A 19,373-nucleotide genomic window follows, 5' to 3' on the forward strand; every position below is an offset into this window, starting at 1 on the left:
CAATAATTCTAATAAATAACTTAAACACATTAACATGAGAAAAGCGTTTTTAATTACAGTAATTGCATTTTTTGCCATCAGTTATGTGCATGCACAAGAAGTTGGTCTTCGTTTTGGAGATGTATCTGGAGGCAATGTGGCTATAGATGGTGTTTTTAGTACAGGAAACTTTAGCCGAATTCATGCAGATGTTTCATTTGGTAATGGCGGTATGGGTATTGATGCGCTTTGGGACTTTTTGTATATGCCACTGGGTAAAGAAGCTTTTAACTGGTATGTAGGAGCAGGACCCTATGCCTTTATTGGTAATGATTTTGCTCTTGGGGCAGTGGGAGAAATTGGACTTGAATATCAGTTTAAAGAAGTTCCATTGGTTGTAGGAGCTGATTGGAGACCAGGACTCCAAATTATTGATAATACTAATTTATTTGCTGGTGGCTTTGGTTTAAACGTGCGTTGGGTATTTGGTAAATAAATCGCTTTAATTAATTAGTAGGGTAACAATTCATAGTTGTAGCCCTAACTAAAAACAAAAGTATTAAATATGTTAAGTTCAAGAGTATTTCCATTTATGGATTCATTCTTGAACTTTTTTATTTCTATATGCACACAATACATTATCAATAACCCAAAGAAATGGGAAGAGGATAGGTTTAGTCATGGTTAATTTAACAATATTATTTTCTATATTTGGGATAACATGTAGTTTCATGTTATTTATAAGTTGTACACCATTTAAATAGCATTGTGCAAATTGAGAATCAACATGATTAAGAATATAACAAACATTATTTCATTTTTATCAATGCTCGTATTGATAAGTTCATGTTGTGGCTTGCATACCGAGATTGATTACAAATTCAACGATGTGAATATTAAAAGAGTTGATATTTGCGGAAAATCAACGTTTTATTACAATAAGATTGGTCAAGAGAAAATTGATGGACAGATATGGGCGGAATACTCGTGAATAAATGACGGATTTAGAGGATATTTAGTTTTTCAAGATAATGGAAAAGTTCTTCTACTATCTGGAGATGGTTACTTTCAATCAGAAAGAGTTGATTCGACACTTTTTGAATATAAACGAATTACTGCAATTAATAGACCTGATTTGAAAGAAAATACTTATTTGATAATGTTATCAACGAGATATGAGAAAGAATTCAATGATACAACAGTTACAAAAGTGAAAGCTACATATAACATTGATGACAATGAGTGGTGGTAGAAACATTCTTTTTCATTAGTACATTCAGATAAGAGATTAAACAATGAAAGATAAACTGTTAATCGACTCGGAATTTTTATCAATTTGTGAGCAAATTCAGAATGAGAATCTTGATTTAGAAGGTTGGAGTTTGCTTGAGAGTAGTGACCAATTTCAGATCGATGATTTTTGTGGAGGATTTGATGCGACTGAAGAAGAATTTTGTTTCAGCTACTATGACGAAAATAGGATTGAATACTGGTTTCAATTTCCTTTAACTGATATTGATAAATTTGTAAGTGGAGAAATTAAAGAGATAGAAATAAAAAAAGCAGAATAAAAACGGTGTACAACACGCGGTCATAAAACATTGCGCGGATAGTGCGATATTTGAATTAAATAACACTTAATTAGCGGCTTAGTAGTTTGATAGTTTTGTGCTTCGAAATGTGTAACGTTTCATGCCGCCATCGTTACGGGCAATTACTTAAAATGAATGCAATTAAAATGAATATGAGACTTTACTCTTTATTTGGATTACTGATGATTGTATCAATATCTTATGGGCAGACTATTACCAAAGATCTTAAAGTAGTATCCAAATACTATGAAATTGAAGTTCTTTCTAACACTTCTCTTTCCTTTGCAAATTTTTATTCTGTACAGCCATTTAAAAATGAGTCAGAAGCAATGATTTACTATAAAAATATTGTTGATCTTTTAAATATATCATTCACTCCTTTATCTGATAAATTGGCAGCTGATAGAAAAAAATATGAGTTTTCTTTAGACTATGAAAATAAATACAACTGATAGAATGACAGCTGCTAAGGCAGTAAATATAATATAAGTAAATTAGTGGTTACGGATTTTTTTGCACATTTAATCAGCTCCGCCAAATTTTTGATTTGGCTTAGTTAAGTTTTAGTTCGTTAGATGGTCATACGCATATACCTAGCCTACGTTCTTTAGAATCAACAATACCATGCAAATCAAAAAAATAAACTTCAGTAGTCATATTAGGAATTTTAAAAATACTTTAATATCAATATTTATTGGTGTTGTAATATCAGCTATTTATTATTTTATAAATGATGGTGATACTAAGGTGATATACATTTTTGGAGTTGCTTATATACTAGCCTTGATACCTGTGCTTTTAATACACGTAAACTACAATAAGATTGATAAAAACAAACAGATATCTGTAAATATAAATCTCCATTCTATCGAAATACATGAGAATGGCAAAAGAACTAAAATTGAAGTTAAAGATATTCTGAGCATCATTTTAACGACAGGGCTAGAGAGAAGTGCAAGTTCTCTTTGGAGTAACTATTACTTCTATCAAATAGATTTAAAAAATGGAAAAACAATTTTAATTACTTCATTATTATTAAAACAAAAAGAGTTCCCTTTTGTAGTTGATACTAAGCAAAATATAGCTTTCCCCTTTGCTAAAAAATTAAGCGCTTAATAAGGAAAAATGTAATTATTAAGATAGTCTTTCTCTTCAATTTTGTCTTTTTTTCGCCTTTTCTTCGAGCCCGCTTCGCAACTCCTTCGCAAAAGCTTCGCATTTCTTCGCAGTCTGTTCGCAAACGGTTCGGAAAAGCTTCGCCGTAGCGGCGTGAATATGCTGTGGAGCTACTGTGAAAAAAGTGTAGTGATGACTTGGAGTTAGATAAGAGTTGTATGATTCTTAATAGTTCTTTCTCTTTTTTGAACTTAAAATCTCTTAAATCTATTTTAAGACCTTTATATCTTTATTATATTTGCACAAATTTTTAAGCACATATGGATCCGAATAAAGGTAGAACCGATTTAATTAACAGACTAAGCCCCGAAGAACTTCAACGTAAGTTAGATAATGAAACGTTTACACGAAAAACGGTTTCGTTTTATAGATATGTGATGGTTGAAAATCCGGGTGAGTTAAGAAATCAGTTATTTAAAGCTTGGAAAGAGTTGGATTGTTTGGGTAGGATATATGTGGCGAACGAGGGCATTAACGCACAAATGAATGTACCAGCGCATAACTGGGATCAGTTTGTCGCCTTTATTCAAAGTCACGAATACCTAAAAGATATTCCTTTTAAAATTGCGGTGGAGGATGATGGAAAATCCTTTTTAAAGTTGCAGATAAAAGTCCGCCAAAAGATTGTGGCCGATGGTTTAAACGATGATGAGTTTGATGTAACCAATGTAGGAAACCATTTGGATGCCAAAGAATGGAACCAGGCCATGGATCAAGGAGCTTTGGTAGTAGATATGCGTAATCATTACGAGAGCGAGGTAGGTAAATTTGAAGGTGCAATAACACCTAAAGCAGAGACTTTTTCGGAGGAACTGCCCGAAGTACTGGAAATATTAAAAGGCAAGCAAGATGAAAAGGTATTGTTGTACTGTACAGGTGGTGTGCGATGCGAGAAGACCAGTGCCTTTTTAAAGCATCATGGTTTTAAAGATGTTAACCAGTTGCTAGGTGGCATTATCGATTATAAACGCCAGGTAGACCAAACCCAGGAAGAGAATAAGTTTCAAGGTAAAAACTTTGTGTTTGATAATCGATTAGGAGAACGTATTAGCGATGAGGTTATCAGCACCTGCCATCAATGTGGAGAAACTTGTGATACCCATGTTAATTGTTCTAACGTGCGATGCAATTTGCTGTTTATCCAGTGTAATAATTGTGGCACTACCAATCATGGTGCATGTTCCGATTCGTGTAAAGAGTACATTTTAGCAACGCCCGAAAGAAAAATTGAACTGGAAAATATACATCAGTATAAACCCAATAAACGTTATTTTAAAATGGCGTAAATGGGAGGGAAGTTATTCAGTTGTGTTGTGATATCGTGATGCAAGGTAAGCGCGAAATCACGATACAACGAAACTCCCCTTAAACCCTTGCAGTCACACCCAGAAGACTTTTGTCCTCACCTCTTTGCCCTCATCTCTCACCCTTTAGCTCTCATCCCTTAGCTCACTTCCTTTCTCCGTTTTCCCTTCTCCTTTTTCCGTTCTCCCTTCTCCGCCCTTGGGCTTATTTCAGATAAAATAATGCCATGATGTGTTAAAATCCGTTGAGTCTAATTTGTGGGTTTCAATTTACTTTGAAAAATCAGAAAATGTGCAGTTTAAAAGCTGCTCCCCACAAACAAATTAAAACTTAGACGAAATGACATCTGGATGTAGAAACAAGATTCTTAGAATTAATCTAAGCAATGGAAGTATCACTACCGAACAACCTGGAGAAGCCTTTTTTAGAAAATACATGGGAGGTAAAGCCTTGGCCGCTTACTATCTGAATAAAGAGGTAAGTGGAGAATGCGATGCCCTGAGCCCTGAAAATAAATTAATAGTAGCACCCAGTGTTATTACAGGTTCTCCCATTGCAGGAACTTCCAGGTTTACGGTGGCAGCTAAGTCGCCCTTATCAGATGCTTTTGGAAATTCGGAAGCGGGTGGTTTTTGGGGACCTGAATTAAAGTTTGCAGGTTACGATGCAGTTATTGTTGAAGGTAAAGCGGCTGAGCCATGTTATATCAGTATTAATAACGATAAAATAGAAATTAAAAAGGCAGACCATCTTTGGGGTAAAGAAACAGGGCCCGTTCAGGATGCCATCAGAGAAGAGATGGGGAATAAAAGAGTAAAAGTATTGCAGACTGGTCCCGCTGGCGAAAAAATGGTACGCGTGGCTGCTATCAGTAATAACCTAAACCATTGGAATGGCCGTTGTGGATTGGGAGCGGTGTTTGGTTCTAAAAACTTGCGTGCTATTGCCGTTATTGGCGATAACAAAGAGTTTATGAAAGAGGCCGACAAAATTAAAGAATATGCCAAGTGGTTTGGTAGTAATATGGAGCGCGCAGGACTTAAGGAATATGGCGATTCAGGTACATTCTCTATTGTTTCTATATTGAGTAACATGGGTATTTTGCCAACTAAAAACTTTCAGTTTGGTGAGTTTGAACATGCCGATGCCATTGATGGTAACCTTATGAAAGAGCAGTTGCGCGTAAAAAGAGAATCATGTTTTGCTTGTCCTGTCCGCTGTAAGCAAGTGGTTAAACACGAGTCGGAAGACGAAACGCGCAATGTAGATCCGCAATATGGTGGGCCAGAGTACGAATCGATTGGTGCTTTGGGTTCAAACTGCGGTGTGGCGGATGTAATTGCAGTTTGTAAGGCCAACGAGATGGTTACACGTTTTGGTATGGATTCTATTGGAACAGGTATGACCATTGCTTTTGCCATGGAGTGTTTCGAAAAAGGCATCATCACAAAAGAAGATACGGGTGGTATAGAGCTAACTTTTGGTAATCATGAAGCCTTGATTCAAATGATTGAGCAGATGGCTTACCGTAAAGGTTTTGGTGATGTACTGGCCGAAGGAACGTATAGAGCCGCTCAAAAAATTGGTAATGGAGCCGAGAAATTAGCCATTACTTCTAAAAAGACTGAGTTTGCAGCGCATGAGCCGCGTGGTAAATGGAATGTAGGTTTAGGATATGCTGTTTCACCTAATGGTGCCGACCATATTGTAGTGGAACATGATCACTGTTTTATGGGGGAGCCTAATACCGATCCAGATGCATTGGGGCCTGGCGATTTATTTCCGATTTTCCGTTATGGTATCCGCGAGCCTTTTGAGCCTATGTCATTAGATGGAAATAAGCTAAGAGCTTTTGTGGTGTTACAACGTTTATGGAGTATCATGGATACCTTGGATATCTGTATTTTTGTGGCAGAACCAAGTCGTAGAATGATAACCCTTGAAAAACTGCCGGAGCTGGTGAGTCAAATTACAGGATGGGATGTAACGCTAGAGGAATTGGTCGCAGTATCGGAAAGAGGAATTGTTTTATCCAGGTTGTTTAACGCCAAGTGTGGTATTACGAGTAAGGACGAAACTTTACCCGAAAGAATGTTTGAACCACTAGGCAATGGTGCCATTGAAGGAGCTAAAATTCCAAGAGATGAGTTTGAAGAAGCCAAAAAATTTTATTACCAAATGACAGGTATGGACGAAGAAGGAGCTCCGTTACCAGGTAAATTATTAGAGATGAAGTTAGAAGAGTTTATGGCATAATCTATAACGATTATATAGTTAGCTAATAGGCTTAACAGAGGAAACGTTCTTTGTTAAGCCTTTTCTCGTTTTAAGATTTCTTCTTTCTGGGTCTTTCGATACGATTACTATAAATGCACTAAGCTTGTTCTTTGAAGTAAACTCCGTGAATTTCAAATAACAGCCTCGAATGTTTGCACTATTCCATGCTATTTTAAATTATTGTATACATTTGTTGTTCATTTAAATATATGCATGAGCCAATTATTAGAAATAAAAAAGCAACTAAGCGCCAAGGTGGTGGAAATTTTAGATGAGAAAATTGACACCTTGAATACTCAATTATCTTCGGCTAAAGAATCGCGCGATAGTGATACTAAAAGTAGCGTTGGCGATAAGTACGAAACCAGTCGTGCTATGATGCATATTGAGATAGCGAAGAACGAAGCTCAGCTAAGTAATTTTCTCAAGCTGAAGAATCAGGTATCTAAGATAAATGTAAGTCAAGCAAATAGTGAAGTTGGTTTTGGAACAGTTGTGATTACCAATAAAGGCAATTATTTTGTTTCAGTAGCTATTGGTAAACTTTCGATTGAGGCAGGTGAGTTCTATTCCATTTCTATGGTATCACCCATTGGTAAAAAAATGGCTGGACTCAAAGCAGGAGATAAATTTACATTTCAGGAGCAAACCATAGTGATTAAGGATATTGTTTAAGCATTTAGTAGAATTATTGTTCGTTGGAATTACTTTTAACATTCTACATTATAACTAAATAAACTCTTTACCCTGATTACGCTTAATCTCACTTCTTAAGGCCTTCCTCGAAGCTTTATCAACTAGTGTAAAGAGCTTGTCAAGGCTTGTTTTGTCGCTAGATTTTTGATGCCCTTTTATCTTAATGAATTCAATATTGAGCCCATCAATCAACTGATAAAACTGCTGGTATAACTCGGTATTGATTACTTTTTTACCACTCGCTGTTAAATACTTATTCTTCTCCAATTTTTCGCGACGTGAGAGTAAGGATAGAATATTCTGAGAATCGGTATAAGCCGAAATATTACCTTTATAATCCTTTAAGTTTTCAAGCGCAAAAAGCAATATCTGTAATTCTAATTTGGTAGATGAGGTATCTATAAATTGCTTGATACATAAGCTTTGTTTAGCATCCTCAATAGAACTATTCAAATCTTCTACAATTAAAGATGCACCAAAGCCAAGCTTAGTTTGTGTATGAACACTTCCATCCGTAAAAAGGTAAATCTGCTTCATGAAATAAATTGAACGACTAAGGTAACTTTTAGATTGAATATACACGAGAATAGATTTTATAATTCTCATTTTCCTATTGATATAAAAGGTTTTATATGAAAACTATCTCAACAAAATAAGCTGACAATGTGTTGTTTAAGAGAATGATTTCTTTCTAATCTTATAAAACCAGTTCTATGGAAAATGAAACCTACAAACCAGTACCAGAAAACTTTCCCAAGGCAGCAATCTCCAACATGGATGAATACCATTCAATGTATAACAAGAGTATTCAGAATAATGAAGAATTTTGGGAGACACAAGCCAGAAAGGTACTTCAATGGCAGCACGATTTTGATTCGGTAAGTAATTGTGAATTTGAAGAAGGCATGATTGCCTGGTTTTTGGGAGGGAAGCTGAATGCCTGCGAAAATTGTGTAGATCGTCATGCTAAAACTCAAGGTGATAAGGTGGCTTTAATTTGGGAGTCGGATGAACCTGGTGTGGGTAAAAAGATTACATATAAAGAACTACTGAGAGAGGTTTCGAAAATGGCCAATGTGTTGCGTCATCATGGAATAAGAAAAGGGGATAGAGTGGCTTTGTATATGCCCATGATACCCGAGGCGGTATATGCTATGTTGGCTTGTGCCAGAATAGGAGCAGTACATTCAGTAGTGTTTGCTGGCTTTAGTGCCGAGGCTTTACGCGATAGAATTAACGACTCAAAATGTAAAGCGGTTATTACGGCCAATGAAGGTATACGTGGAAAAAGAATCATTCCCTTGAAGCGAATAGTGGATGAGGCGGTGATGGCTTGTCCCTCGGTTCAGCATGTATTTGTAGCAGAAAGAACAGTAAATAAAGTACCCTTTTATGAGCCACGCGATGTTTGGTTAAATGATGCAATGGATGCCGAAAGGCCGTATTGTCCTACCGAACATATGGATGCAGAGGATACCTTGTTTTTATTATATACTTCGGGTAGTACAGGAAAACCCAAAGGTTTGGCGCATACAACAGCGGGTTATTTATTATATGCTGCTCTAACCCAAAAATATATTTTCGATTATCAGCCTGATGATATTTTTGCTTGTGTAGCTGATATTGGTTGGGTTACGGGACATACCTACGTGGTTTACGGACCCCTGATGAATGGTGGTACTACCGTTATTTTTGAGAGTACGCCTAATTATCCCGATTCAGGGAGATATTGGGAAATGGTAGAGCGATTAAAGATTACGCAGTTTTATACAGCTCCAACGGCCATTAGAGCTATTCAGCGCGATGGAGATGAGTTTGTAAAGAAGTATGATCGCAGTAGCCTTCGTGTATTGGGTACGGTAGGAGAACCTATCAATCCAGATACCTGGAAATGGTATTACGAAGTGGTGGGCGAAGGACGATGTTCTATTGTAGATACTTGGTGGCAGACGGAAACAGGAGGTATATTAATTGCACCCTTGCCAGGAGCTACACCAACTAAACCGGGTTCTGCAACCTTGCCTTTCTTTGGCATTGAGCCCGTTTTGCTAACGCCCGAAGGAGAAGAAATAGAAGGGAATGATGTTTCGGGATTGTTGGCCATTAAAAAACCATGGCCTAGTATGGCTCGAACTATTCAAGGCGATCATCAGCGATTTTTAAAAACGTATTTAAACGATTATAAAGGATATTACCTAACAGGAGATGGAGCGCATCGCGATAAGGATGGATATTACTGGTTGACGGGTAGAGTAGATGATGTGATGAATGTTTCTGGTCATAGAATTGGTTCCGCAGAAATTGAAGGAGCCTTGGTTTCACATCCTTTCTGTGCCGAAGCAGCCGTGGTTGGTTTTCCACATGAGATTAAGGGAGAAGGTATTTTTGCTTATGTGCTATTGCGTGAAGGGTATAGTTATGATGAAGAATTAATAGGAGAACTGAAAAATGAAGTCAGGCATCATATTGGTCCTATTGCAACTCCCGACCAAATTATTATTGCACCAGGTTTACCCAAAACACGTTCCGGAAAAATCATGCGTCGCATCTTACGTAAGATAGCAGCTAATAAAACAGAGGAACTAGGAGATACTTCTACTTTAGCAGATCCAAGTGTGGTGGATAGTCTTATAGAATTGAGAGCCAAATTGGAGTAGTTTAATATGGATGTTTGCTACCTATAAAGTTAAACGAACCCTTGGATACTTCCAGGGGTTTGTTGTTGTGATAAACCATGGTAGGTATATTTTAATTTACATCATTTTATAGGATATATTTTCCTATTAGGTTCTCCGATTCCGATCTCCCATCTCTAAAAAATATTATCTTGCATGCCAAATCAAAAATAACCATGACACAATCAGTAGAAGAAATAATAAAGGCTAAGTTTCCTGTGTTATACGAGCCTGAACTAGTAACAGAGATTCAGAAATTTGGAAAGATTGTAAATTTTAATGCTGGCAGTAACTTGATAGAAATAGGTGCTTACATTAAACAGATGCCTTTGTTAATTGAAGGTACTTTAAAGATATCTCGCGAAGATTCAGAGGGTAATGAGTTACTGTTGTATTATTTAAATAGTGGCGAAACTTGTGCAATGAGTCTTACCTGCTGCATGGGCGATGTAAAGAGTAACATAAAAGCCTCTGCCATTGAAGATGCTGAGATTATTATGCTACCTACGCACAAAATGGATGAGTGGATGAAGAAGTTTGATTCATGGAAGAACTTTATCTTTAGAGCGTATCAAATTCGCTTTGATGAGATGTTACACACCATCGATAGTATTGCTTTTATGAAGATGGATGAACGTTTGGAACGTTACCTCCTAGAAAGATCGAAGGAATTAAATGCAAAAATTTTAAATTTGACTCATCAAGAAATAGCAAGCGACTTAAATACTTCTAGGGAGGTTATTTCCAGGCTTTTAAAGCAGTTGGAGAAGCTCGGGAGAATTAAACTCCATCGTTATAAAGTTGAATTAATTTAACCAATGTGACAAAAGTTACTGTGCACTTTTATAGAAGGTTGTTTTTTTGCCTTTGTAAAATTGAAAAAACAAAGAACAATGGAAAATAAAATCACAGTTATCGACGTACGCACTCCAATGGAATATGCGGGAGGCAAGGTAGAAGGATCAATCAATATTCCGGTTGATCAAATTGCACAAAGAATAGAAGAAATTAGAGCTATCGAAGGGGATATCGTATTATGTTGCGCCTCAGGAATGCGCAGCTTTTCTGCACTACAGTTTCTAGAACAAAATGGCATGACCAACGTGAAAGACGGCGGTCCTTGGTATACCGTAGCCAATTAATTGCTCCATATTTTTTTATTTAAATCATTCAATTAATAATTATGGGCATTAGGTTTCATACTTAATGCCGATAGCTAACAGCTACAATTATGTCATTTTTTAGTCGATTATTCGGGGGAGGTAAAAATCCTCTATCAGAGATATTAGAAAATGGAGCTACCATTATAGATGTGCGTACTCCTGGAGAATTTAGTATGGGACATGTTGATGGTTCAATCAATATTCCTTTAGATCAGATTCAGCATAAATTAAAGAAAATAAAGAAGATGCCAACGCCATTAGTACTATGTTGCGCATCTGGTATCAGAAGTGCTAATGCTACAGCCATTTTGCAGCGAAACAGTGTACTGGATGTTCATAATGGTGGCCGTTGGTCGAAAGTGGATAGACTTTTAGGGTAAGGTGTTTAGAGGCCATTTTTCAGTTGGCAGTAAACGGTATAACTGTAATTGCTTAAGTGAAAACAGCTTGATATAATTCTTTTTACAATAAGGTCGGCTATTGTAGCCGTCAAACTTTAAATAAACAGACTTTCGTCTAATAAAAATATGGGAAAGAAAATAATCGTTATAGGTGGTCTATCTGCAGGACCATCGGCTGCTGCTAAGGCACGCAGACAAAATGAAGATGCAGAGATTGTATTGTTCGAAAAAACAAAAAATATAAGTTATGCTACTTGCGGAATTCCTTACGCATTATCTGGTGTAATTAACGATAGAGATAATTTAATGGTGGTGGAAGCCAATCTGCTTAGAGAACGTTTTAATATTGATGTTCACCTACAAGAAGAGGTGCTTGATATTGATCCGGATAAGCATATTGTAAAAACTAACATAGCAGAATATAACTATGATAAGTTGGTGTATACAGCAGGAGCGAGCACATTTATTCCACCCGTAAAAAATATAGAGCAAGCCAAAAATTGGTCAGCTTGTCGTACGCTTGAAGATTTCGATCGTATCATGCAAAAAGATGTGATTGAAGACGCCAAGCATATCACCGTAATGGGAGCTGGATTAATTGGTGTTGAGGTAGCCGAAAATCTGCGTGAAGCAGGCAAGGAAGTTACACTGATTGAAGGTGGCGATGGCATCTTACCTATGTGGGAAGGAAAGTTCCGTCAGTTTGCTAAAACGACTATGGAGAAACATGGTATAAAAGTAGTTACTAATACTTTTGTTAAAGAGTTTGATGTAAACGAAGGGCAGATTACTGGTGTTCAATTAAGCGAAACTGAAACGCAGGCTACTGATTTTGTAATCATGAGTGTTGGAATTAAGCCTAACTCTCATTTGCTGACTTCAAAAGGAGCTGAATATATAGGTAATGGCGCAGTTAAGGTAAACGAGAAAATGGAAACCACTTTGCCAGATATTTATGCGGCAGGGGATTGTGCTAGCATTAAAAATACGCAGACTGGAGAGTACGATTACCTTCCTTTAGGAACGCATTCGAATAAAGGTGGGCGTACCGCTGGGGTTAATGCTGCTGGTGGACAAGAGGAGTTTAAGGGCGGTTATAAAACGGCTATTGTTAAGGTGTTTGAAAATACCATGGGGCGCACAGGGATGGGCCCAGCATTTATGACTCAAAATAATATCGATTTTGCAGTGAACTTAATTGTGGCAGGTTCTACACCCGGGTATTATCCCGATCAAAAAGATATGATAGTGGAGACCTATTATAATCCTAAAGATGGAACAATATTGGGTTGCGAAGCATTTGGAGAAAAAGGGGTAGATAAACGTATTGATATTATGAGTACGGCCATTTATGCTAAGCTTAAAATGAGCGATTTACCTAATCTTGATTTGGCTTATGCGCCGCCATATTCGCCTGCAAAGGATCCTGTGATTGTTTCAGGTTATGTAACATCAAATGTTTTAAATGGTCAGTATACCGAAGTGGATGCGGTTACTTTAAAGGATTTAATTGAAAATACTCCAGAGGGTGAGTACAACCTTATTGATGTGCGAAATCCAAATGAGCTGCAGGCAAACGGAAAAATTGCTAATGCCATTAATATTCCGCTTGAACAGTTACGGGATAGTAGATTAGAAGGTATGGATGCTTCAAAACCAACCTATATTTATTGTGCCAAAGGACTACGAGGATATTTAGGTTATTTAATTTTAGCCGACAAAGGTTTTAAAAATATTAAAAACCTATCTGGTGGATTTTTAATATGGAGTAAATTGAATTAAGATAGTTATAGTGATAGTTTAAGTAGTATTGGTTTGGGAATCAATGAGCGCATTAACCTTCGGGTGGATGCGCTTTTTTTATTGATTAAAAACAAGTATTATCAATATGTTAATATTAATGTAGTGGGTTGGCATATTATTTGAAATAAACGATATTCGAATTTTAAAACTAATCCAATGAAAAGTATGTTATCTCGATTGTTTATGGCAATCAGTTTAATTCTCATCATTTCTTCCTGCTCTAAGGAGGATGATAACAAAATTCCTTTATTTCCAGAATCAAAAATGTCTGTAATCCATGGAGATGATGAAAGATCATGGCGAATAGTAGAGGTTATAGATAAATCAGTGGATGCTAGTAGCGATACAAATATTGATTTGTCTTGCGTAGCGGATGATATTTATACTTTCTTCGCCAATCAGTCAGCAGGACTAATTGAACTGGGAGATCAACTCTGTTTTCAGGAAATTGATGGTGATGTATTTAAAGCGGATATGGAGATTTTTGATTGTGAACTCATCTACATATCCGAATCTATTTATCTAAGATATTCTCGAGGCTACCAAAATGAAGAAGGTACAGCCTCAGGAATGCTTATCAGTTATTATGCTTTGGCGGAATTATCTGAAAATAAAATGGTGTTTTATAGAGAAGGTGGAAAATATGTAGGTGAGTTTAACGAGGCGCTAATTTTTGAAAGAGTTCAGTAAGGAATAACTGTACATGATGTTTTTTATATCTTAAAAAGAAGTTTATGTACTCATTTAATATGCATGTTGACAAACTAATACTATGACTAATAAAGTAATTTACTCGCTTGCTGTAATATTTGTATTACAAACAATCATTTCAGCTTGCGACCCATGTGATTGTGGAGATACTGGTAAATATGAAAAATATTATACAGGACTGGATTTAGAAGCTTGGGATACTTCTGGTTTTAGCCCAAAAATAGTGAACGATGAAGTACGTAAGCATTCTTTTGGAATAACTTTTTCTGTGACGTCAGATTTGAAAAGAGTAGCCTCCTACAATAAAAATCATTCTAATTCTGCCTCATTTGGATTTGCACCTGCTATGGCTTGTGATTGCGTAGAGCCTGAATATATAACTGTTGATCTAATACATCAGATTGAAATTACTGTTATCAATGTTGAAAATGACGAAGAAATTGATGTTACTGATCATTTTTATTCAACAAGTTATGACGGAATAACAACGAGTATTACCGAAGTGTTTGAAGATTTAGGAAAGTGGCATGAAAGTTTCCATGTTGATTTGGAAAATTACTCGAATGTTCCAGATTCGGCTATTTTTACTGTAAAAATATTTCTAGAGTCTGGTCATGAGTTGTATGCACAAACTGATGTGATTGAGTTTGTTGAGTGAATATTCTCATCTGTTAAGTGCAGGAGATAATTTAATAATGATATTAATTAATTGTTAAATGCTGAAATTTATATTGTAACAATCATTACAATATTTATATTTGTTGTGTAAAACAATTTAAGATGGCAGGTAGACCAAAGCATTTTGAGAATGATGAATTAATTGATAAAGCTATTACAGTCTTTTGGAAGAAAGGGTATACAGCTTCTTCTGCCCAAGATTTATTAAAAGCGATGCAGATAGGTCAAGGTAGTTTCTATCGCTCTTTCCCTGGTGGTAAAAGGGAACTCTATCAAAAATCATTAAATCAGTTTTTACGTAAGGCGAATATTCTATTCAGTAGGGGATTGGAGGAAAGTAAAAGTGCAAAGTTATTTTTAAGTAAATTCTTTAATGCCATAGTTGATTCGCCTGCGGAACAGCGTAATAAAGGATGTTATTTAGGAAATGCTATTGTAGAATTGAGCAATGCGGATGAGGAAACCAAGGAATTATCAGTCAAGTTGCTATTAGAGCTTGAACAAGGTTTCGAAAAAGCAATTATAAAAGGTCAGAAAGAAGGCGAAATTGATAAGGATAAATCGCCAAAACAGTTAGCTATGTTTTTAATGAATTTATGGAATGGACTTAATATTACCGAGCGCATGTATAATGATGATGATAAACTAAGAGCCTTGATAGATTTGAACTTACAGATGTTATAAAAAATTTGACCTAAAATGTAATGAACGTTACAATATTGTATTGGATATAAATCAATTTAGTATTAACCGTTGACTTAATTAATGCAGATAAATGGAGTCAACACATAAACTCAATAATGATGAATGAAAAAGAAGTATTAACAAAGGAAAATAAGATAGTAGTAAAACATCAATTGCTAGAAGTAGATGGAGTGTCTGTTTTTTACAGGGAAGCGGGTAGCCCTCAAAATGAAACCATATTAATGTTGCATGGTTTCCCGAGCTCTTCGCATATGTACAGAAAGGTTATTGAGGGATTAGCGAACGATTTTCATATTGTTGCCCCTGATTATCCGGGTTTCGGATTTAGTGATATCCCTAGTATTAATGATTTTGAATATACTTTTGATAATATAACTAAGTTAATGCAAAGCTTTATTCAAAAGTTAGGGTTGGATAGTTTTACGCTTATGATGCAGGATTACGGTGGCCCGATAGGTTTCAGAATAGCCAAGCAAAACCCAGAAAAAATCAATGGTTTAATTATTCAAAATGCCAATGCTTATTTAGATGGTTTAGGTGAGTGGCCGCAGAAAATAGGAGCCTTTTGGGAGAAAAATGATTTAGAAGGATTAGGCAAATTCAAAGAGTGGCTTATGTCTAAGGAGGGAATAGAACAAATGTATTTAAAAGGAGCCTCTGATACATCAGCAATTGATCCAATTTCGTACTTAACGGATGAGTCGTTTTTAAGGCGAGTAAATGTTAAAGAAGTACAGTCGGAATTATTTAGTAATTACGGGTCAAATTTTGCTCTTTACGAGGAATGGCAGAATTATTTTAGAGCGTATCAACCAGCGAGTTTGGTAATATGGGGTAGTAATGATCCTTTTTTTAGTAAACCTGGTGGCGAGGCTTATAGTCGTGATTTAACTAATATAGAAACTCATTTTTTTAACGGAGGTCACTTCATATTAGAAGAGTATCCGGAAGAGTCTATCGCATTAATACGTAATTTTTTAAAGAATAAGTGACTTTTTTTTTGAATCTAATTTGTAATGATTATTACAAATTAGATTCATTTCATTATCAATTACCTCTTCACAGAGTATCCTTGTTCTCTATATTTATTTAATAAAGCATCCATTTCTTCTACTATTTTTGGATATTCATTGTATAAATTAGTTCGTTGTTCTGGATCGTTTTCTAAATCAAATAACAAACCTTTAGTATCATACTTAGTAATTGGATAGTTACGGAGTGCCTTAAAAGAATCAGACATTTTAGATACCTCACCTGTTGGTTTATTGATATAAAACCATTTACCTTTTCTTAGTCCATAATGGTTTTTATAAGTATTCTGCACGGTTGCTTCTCGCAGTGGGCTAGTGTATTTTTTTCCTTTTAATAAAGGAACTAAATTATAACTGTCTGGCGCTGCGTTTTGGGAGAGCTCTGATTGTGTGATGCTAGCTAAGGTTGCCATAATATCCACTTGCGATATCACTTCATCCGAAACGCTTCCTGCCTCAATTTGTCCAGGCCATTTAAAGATAAACGGAATGTGATGACCACCTTCCCATACATCGCGTTTTAAACCTCGGAAATCACCCATGCTATAATGACCATAGTTTTCAGCTCTGGCCCAAGCATATTTCTCAGGGCCATTATCGGCACTAAATATTACAATGGTGTTGTCTTCAAAACCTTTTTCCTTCAAAGCCTCTAGTACTTGTCCTGCTACCCAATCGGTTTGAAACATAAAATCGCCATAACCACCAGCTTCCGATTTTCCAATAAATTCTTTGTTAGGAATGATGGGAGCGTGAGGTGAGGGCAAAGCAAAATACAAAAAGAAAGGTTGGTCTTTTTTTTGCCTCTTTATCCAACTTACTGTTTTCTTAGTTAAGGTTGGCAAAACATCGTACGGTTCCCAGTCTTTAACCATTGGTCCAGGACGAAATTCCCAACTTCCTTCTTTGGTTTGTTTATTACCTACATCTGGAGTCATTACTTCTGTGGGTATCTCAATAATCTTATCATTCTCAACCCAAGCGTAGGGAGGAAAATTGATAGTGCCATCACCAAAATAGTAATCAAAACCGCGATCTAAAGGACCACCCGTAATAGTACCTGTTAGTTTTACATCTTTAGGTAAGTAGTATTGTCGTAGTTTATTCCATTGCATAACTTCACCACTGGGTTTATTATTGAATTCCCAATTCCAACCTAAATGCCATTTGCCAATACAAGCTGTAGAATAACCCGCATCTTTCAATATTTGAGGAAGAGTGATGTCATTATCCTTAAAATAGGGTTGACCAAAGCTGTTGACAATACCGTGTCCTCTTCGCCAGTGGTACTGTCCTGTTAATAAAGCAAAACGACTGGGGGTGCATATTCCCGAAGAGCTATGTGCATCTGTAAATCGCATCCCTTCGCTAGCTAATTTGTCCAAGTGAGGGGTTGGAATTTTAGAATTTGGATTCTGACAGTTTAAATCGCCATAACCCATATCATCGGCGTAAATAATTACAATGTTGGGTTTGCTTTTTTCTTTTTTAGGTGCAGTACTACAGGAGATGAGTAGTATTGTAACCAGACTTAATAAAAGTGTTTTTTGTATCATTATTTCGTATTTAGTACAATTCCTGAAAATTAAGAATCAAGATGTTTTTTATTGGTTCTTTCTTTAAGAGAAGTAGATTTGCTTAGTAGTCGTTACCATTTAAACTATGAGAGACTGATTTCTTCCATTCCAATAAATCTTCTTTCATATGTTGAGCCAATTCTGAGTTATTCTGAATTATATTGTTTTGTTCCTTTTCATCATTTATCAAATCATATAGCTCAAATGTTTTACCAGCATCTTCGCTAATTAATTTGTATTGATGTGTTACCCATGATATTCTATTATTAAACTGAAAACCCATTGGTTTTTCTCTTTGCATAGAGGAGTGTTGAATCAGCGGCATAATATCCATTCCATCTACCGGTCTATTATCGGGGTACTCAATATTTAAAATGTTGAGAATTGTAGGCATATAATCGCTTGTGTAAGCGGGGAAATCTAATCGTTGGTTTCCCGCTAGCTCTTTCTTCCATACCACAAAAGCAGGAGTGCGTAGTCCTCCTTCATACAGACTTCTTTTTCTGGCTCTGAATTTGCCTGCACTACCTGGCGTTCCATTTTCAGGGCCATTATCACTACAAAACCAAATCATGGTATTTTCTGCAAGGCCTAGTTCCTTCAGTTCCTGCCATAACCTACCTACCTGCTCGTCTAATGCAGTAATACAACCATAATATAGCTGTTCCTTGTTTGAAAGATGAGCGTATTTATTTTTGTAGTATTCGCTTGTAACAACTGGCAAGTGAGGGGTGTGTGGCCATACCGTTGTAAAAAAGGGCTTTTTATTAGAAACTGATTGGTGGATAAAAGGAATAACTTGGTCTACTATCAGTTTGGTATCATCGCCAGATAAGTCATTGCTTGCTTTTTGTTCGTTATCCACCCAATAAAAAGTATTGTATGCTTCCGAACGTTCGCCTTTTGCGACGGCAGTCCAGCCATACTTCTTCGATTCTCCTTCTTTAAATGTAGTTGGATAAATCATGGGGTCGTAGGTTGGTACTTTGGATTCTGTGCAAAAGAACTCATCGTACCCATGCATGCTCGGTATTGTAAAATGCTCAAAATGTTTCTCTTTTCCCCCTCGATTGGCATCCTTTACTTTTTTAGTAAGTGTACCTAAGTGCCACTTACCAAAATGGCCAGTGGCATAACCTTCTTTTCTTAATAGTTCGGCAATGGTAATTTCTTCTAATTTTAAATGCCCTGTATTGGCGCTGGGTATTCCCATTCTGTTTGGATTCCGTCCTGTCATTACACTGGCTCGTGTAGGAGAGCAAACGGAAGAAGCAGAATAAAAGCGATCGAATATTACACCTTGTTGAGCTAAGGCATCCAGATTAGGTGTTTGTATCATCTTATTACCATTAAAGCCAGCATCAAACCAACCTTGGTCATCTGTCATGATAAGGATAATATTAGGTCTTTCTTTTGCGCTTATTACAAACTTTGTAGTTGACAATAGAGTTATTGTTAAAATAAATCTGATTTTTGATGTTAGTTTCATAAGTTAAGTGTGAATATTTTTTTACTTCTCATACAAATATCATGGTTCCAAAAGTGAAAACGAAAGAAAATACCATAGCATTATCATAGCAATAGCTATTTTTATTAGTTTTAAC

At 36.3% G+C, this 19,373-nt stretch carries 20 protein-coding genes; 17 read left to right on the top strand and 3 right to left on the bottom strand.

Going from position 1 to position 19,373, the window contains the following annotated elements:
* Window positions 1-34 precede the first annotated feature (34 nt).
* The 8 genes from A8L32_RS03235 to A8L32_RS03270 all read left to right on the top strand — a co-directional run bounded on the left by A8L32_RS03235 (window position 35) and on the right by A8L32_RS03270 (window position 7,004).
* The gene (locus A8L32_RS03235) at window positions 35-475 is read left to right on the top strand and encodes an outer membrane insertion C- signal (protein WP_066627712.1); all 441 of its coding nucleotides are present in this window, start codon (window positions 35-37) and stop codon (window positions 473-475) included.
* 291 nt (window positions 476-766) lie between these two features.
* The gene (locus A8L32_RS03240) at window positions 767-970 is read left to right on the top strand and encodes a hypothetical protein (protein ID WP_066627715.1); all 204 of its coding nucleotides are present in this window, start codon (window positions 767-769) and stop codon (window positions 968-970) included.
* 304 nt (window positions 971-1,274) lie between these two features.
* Window positions 1,275-1,550 (top strand): hypothetical protein, encoded by a 276-nt coding sequence (locus tag A8L32_RS03245; RefSeq protein ID WP_066627718.1) that lies wholly within the window; start codon window positions 1,275-1,277, stop codon window positions 1,548-1,550.
* 152 nt (window positions 1,551-1,702) lie between these two features.
* Window positions 1,703-2,023 carry a hypothetical protein gene (locus A8L32_RS03250; RefSeq protein ID WP_066627721.1) on the top strand — a complete coding sequence of 107 codons (321 nt, stop codon included), beginning with the start codon at window positions 1,703-1,705 and terminating at the stop codon, window positions 2,021-2,023.
* 172 nt (window positions 2,024-2,195) lie between these two features.
* Window positions 2,196-2,687, top strand: coding sequence for a hypothetical protein (locus tag A8L32_RS03255; RefSeq protein WP_066627724.1), 492 nt, complete (start codon window positions 2,196-2,198; stop codon window positions 2,685-2,687).
* A gap of 320 nt (window positions 2,688-3,007) precedes the next feature.
* Window positions 3,008-4,033, top strand: a complete 1,026-nt coding sequence (gene trhO / locus A8L32_RS03260) for an oxygen-dependent tRNA uridine(34) hydroxylase TrhO (protein ID WP_066627729.1) — start codon at window positions 3,008-3,010, stop codon at window positions 4,031-4,033.
* A 358-nt stretch (window positions 4,034-4,391) separates the two neighbouring features.
* Entirely contained in the window at window positions 4,392-6,308 is a 1,917-nt protein-coding gene (locus A8L32_RS03265; RefSeq protein WP_066627735.1) for an aldehyde ferredoxin oxidoreductase family protein, read from the top strand.
* A 234-nt stretch (window positions 6,309-6,542) separates the two neighbouring features.
* A complete protein-coding gene (locus A8L32_RS03270) occupies window positions 6,543-7,004 on the top strand; it encodes a hypothetical protein (protein WP_066627737.1) in 462 nt (153 codons plus the stop codon).
* 54 nt (window positions 7,005-7,058) lie between these two features.
* On the opposite strand, the gene A8L32_RS03275 is transcribed toward A8L32_RS03270, so the two are convergent.
* Window positions 7,059-7,562 (bottom strand): ribonuclease HI, encoded by a 504-nt coding sequence (locus A8L32_RS03275; protein ID WP_066627744.1) that lies wholly within the window; start codon window positions 7,560-7,562, stop codon window positions 7,059-7,061.
* Between the two features lie 176 nt (window positions 7,563-7,738).
* On the opposite strand from A8L32_RS03275, the gene acs reads away from it, so the two are divergent.
* The 9 genes from acs (at window position 7,739) to A8L32_RS03320 (ending at window position 16,153) form a co-directional block, all read left to right on the top strand.
* The gene (gene acs, locus A8L32_RS03280) at window positions 7,739-9,682 is read left to right on the top strand and encodes an acetate--CoA ligase (protein ID WP_066627747.1); all 1,944 of its coding nucleotides are present in this window, start codon (window positions 7,739-7,741) and stop codon (window positions 9,680-9,682) included.
* A gap of 194 nt (window positions 9,683-9,876) precedes the next feature.
* Window positions 9,877-10,515, top strand: a complete 639-nt coding sequence (locus tag A8L32_RS03285) for a Crp/Fnr family transcriptional regulator (protein ID WP_066627749.1) — start codon at window positions 9,877-9,879, stop codon at window positions 10,513-10,515.
* 78 nt (window positions 10,516-10,593) lie between these two features.
* Complete coding sequence (locus A8L32_RS03290) at window positions 10,594-10,842, top strand: rhodanese-like domain-containing protein (RefSeq protein WP_066627751.1); 249 nt, start codon at window positions 10,594-10,596, stop codon at window positions 10,840-10,842.
* Between the two features lie 89 nt (window positions 10,843-10,931).
* Window positions 10,932-11,243, top strand: coding sequence for a rhodanese-like domain-containing protein (locus A8L32_RS03295; RefSeq protein WP_066627753.1), 312 nt, complete (start codon window positions 10,932-10,934; stop codon window positions 11,241-11,243).
* 147 nt (window positions 11,244-11,390) lie between these two features.
* Window positions 11,391-13,046, top strand: a complete 1,656-nt coding sequence (locus tag A8L32_RS03300) for an FAD-dependent oxidoreductase (RefSeq protein ID WP_066627756.1) — start codon at window positions 11,391-11,393, stop codon at window positions 13,044-13,046.
* A 177-nt stretch (window positions 13,047-13,223) separates the two neighbouring features.
* Window positions 13,224-13,757 carry a hypothetical protein gene (locus tag A8L32_RS03305; protein ID WP_066627758.1) on the top strand — a complete coding sequence of 178 codons (534 nt, stop codon included), beginning with the start codon at window positions 13,224-13,226 and terminating at the stop codon, window positions 13,755-13,757.
* Between the two features lie 82 nt (window positions 13,758-13,839).
* Complete coding sequence (locus A8L32_RS03310; RefSeq protein WP_066627760.1) at window positions 13,840-14,436, top strand: hypothetical protein; 597 nt, start codon at window positions 13,840-13,842, stop codon at window positions 14,434-14,436.
* Window positions 14,437-14,558: 122 nt separating this feature from the next.
* Window positions 14,559-15,140 (top strand): TetR/AcrR family transcriptional regulator, encoded by a 582-nt coding sequence (locus tag A8L32_RS03315; RefSeq protein ID WP_066627769.1) that lies wholly within the window; start codon window positions 14,559-14,561, stop codon window positions 15,138-15,140.
* Window positions 15,141-15,259: 119 nt separating this feature from the next.
* Entirely contained in the window at window positions 15,260-16,153 is an 894-nt protein-coding gene (locus A8L32_RS03320; RefSeq protein WP_066627909.1) for an alpha/beta fold hydrolase, read from the top strand.
* A 59-nt stretch (window positions 16,154-16,212) separates the two neighbouring features.
* On the opposite strand, the gene A8L32_RS03325 is transcribed toward A8L32_RS03320, so the two are convergent.
* Together A8L32_RS03325 and A8L32_RS03330 are read right to left on the bottom strand one after the other, a co-directional pair.
* Window positions 16,213-17,748: a sulfatase family protein gene (locus A8L32_RS03325; RefSeq protein WP_066627772.1), complete on the bottom strand. Its 1,536-nt coding sequence runs from the start codon at window positions 17,746-17,748 to the stop codon at window positions 16,213-16,215.
* An 82-nt stretch (window positions 17,749-17,830) separates the two neighbouring features.
* Window positions 17,831-19,213, bottom strand: a complete 1,383-nt coding sequence (locus A8L32_RS03330) for a sulfatase family protein (RefSeq protein ID WP_198931723.1) — start codon at window positions 19,211-19,213, stop codon at window positions 17,831-17,833.
* Between the last annotated feature and the right edge of the window lie 160 nt (window positions 19,214-19,373).

Source organism: Labilibacter marinus (genome assembly GCF_001659685.2).
Taxonomy (GTDB): domain Bacteria; phylum Bacteroidota; class Bacteroidia; order Bacteroidales; family Marinilabiliaceae; genus Saccharicrinis; species Saccharicrinis marinus.

Excerpts from the sequence above, each read along its gene's own strand:
- A8L32_RS03310 (WP_066627760.1), top strand. The coding sequence starts at position 13,840 with ATGACTAATAAAGTAATTTACTCGCTTGCTGTAATATTTGTATTACAA.
- A8L32_RS03250 (WP_066627721.1), top strand. The coding sequence starts at position 1,703 with ATGAATGCAATTAAAATGAATATGAGACTTTACTCTTTATTTGGATTA.
- A8L32_RS03245 (WP_066627718.1), top strand. The coding sequence starts at position 1,275 with ATGAAAGATAAACTGTTAATCGACTCGGAATTTTTATCAATTTGTGAG.
- A8L32_RS03285 (WP_066627749.1), top strand. The coding sequence starts at position 9,877 with ATGACACAATCAGTAGAAGAAATAATAAAGGCTAAGTTTCCTGTGTTA.
- acs (WP_066627747.1), top strand. The coding sequence starts at position 7,739 with ATGGAAAATGAAACCTACAAACCAGTACCAGAAAACTTTCCCAAGGCA.
- A8L32_RS03305 (WP_066627758.1), top strand. The coding sequence starts at position 13,224 with ATGAAAAGTATGTTATCTCGATTGTTTATGGCAATCAGTTTAATTCTC.
- A8L32_RS03265 (WP_066627735.1), top strand. The coding sequence starts at position 4,392 with ATGACATCTGGATGTAGAAACAAGATTCTTAGAATTAATCTAAGCAAT.
- A8L32_RS03270 (WP_066627737.1), top strand. The coding sequence starts at position 6,543 with ATGAGCCAATTATTAGAAATAAAAAAGCAACTAAGCGCCAAGGTGGTG.
- A8L32_RS03315 (WP_066627769.1), top strand. The coding sequence starts at position 14,559 with ATGGCAGGTAGACCAAAGCATTTTGAGAATGATGAATTAATTGATAAA.
- A8L32_RS03320 (WP_066627909.1), top strand. The coding sequence starts at position 15,260 with ATGAATGAAAAAGAAGTATTAACAAAGGAAAATAAGATAGTAGTAAAA.
- A8L32_RS03255 (WP_066627724.1), top strand. The coding sequence starts at position 2,196 with ATGCAAATCAAAAAAATAAACTTCAGTAGTCATATTAGGAATTTTAAA.
- A8L32_RS03235 (WP_066627712.1), top strand. The coding sequence starts at position 35 with ATGAGAAAAGCGTTTTTAATTACAGTAATTGCATTTTTTGCCATCAGT.
- A8L32_RS03295 (WP_066627753.1), top strand. The coding sequence starts at position 10,932 with ATGTCATTTTTTAGTCGATTATTCGGGGGAGGTAAAAATCCTCTATCA.
- A8L32_RS03240 (WP_066627715.1), top strand. The coding sequence starts at position 767 with ATGATTAAGAATATAACAAACATTATTTCATTTTTATCAATGCTCGTA.
- A8L32_RS03325 (WP_066627772.1), bottom strand. The coding sequence starts at position 17,748 with ATGATACAAAAAACACTTTTATTAAGTCTGGTTACAATACTACTCATC.
- A8L32_RS03275 (WP_066627744.1), bottom strand. The coding sequence starts at position 7,562 with ATGAAGCAGATTTACCTTTTTACGGATGGAAGTGTTCATACACAAACT.
- A8L32_RS03300 (WP_066627756.1), top strand. The coding sequence starts at position 11,391 with ATGGGAAAGAAAATAATCGTTATAGGTGGTCTATCTGCAGGACCATCG.
- trhO (WP_066627729.1), top strand. The coding sequence starts at position 3,008 with ATGGATCCGAATAAAGGTAGAACCGATTTAATTAACAGACTAAGCCCC.
- A8L32_RS03290 (WP_066627751.1), top strand. The coding sequence starts at position 10,594 with ATGGAAAATAAAATCACAGTTATCGACGTACGCACTCCAATGGAATAT.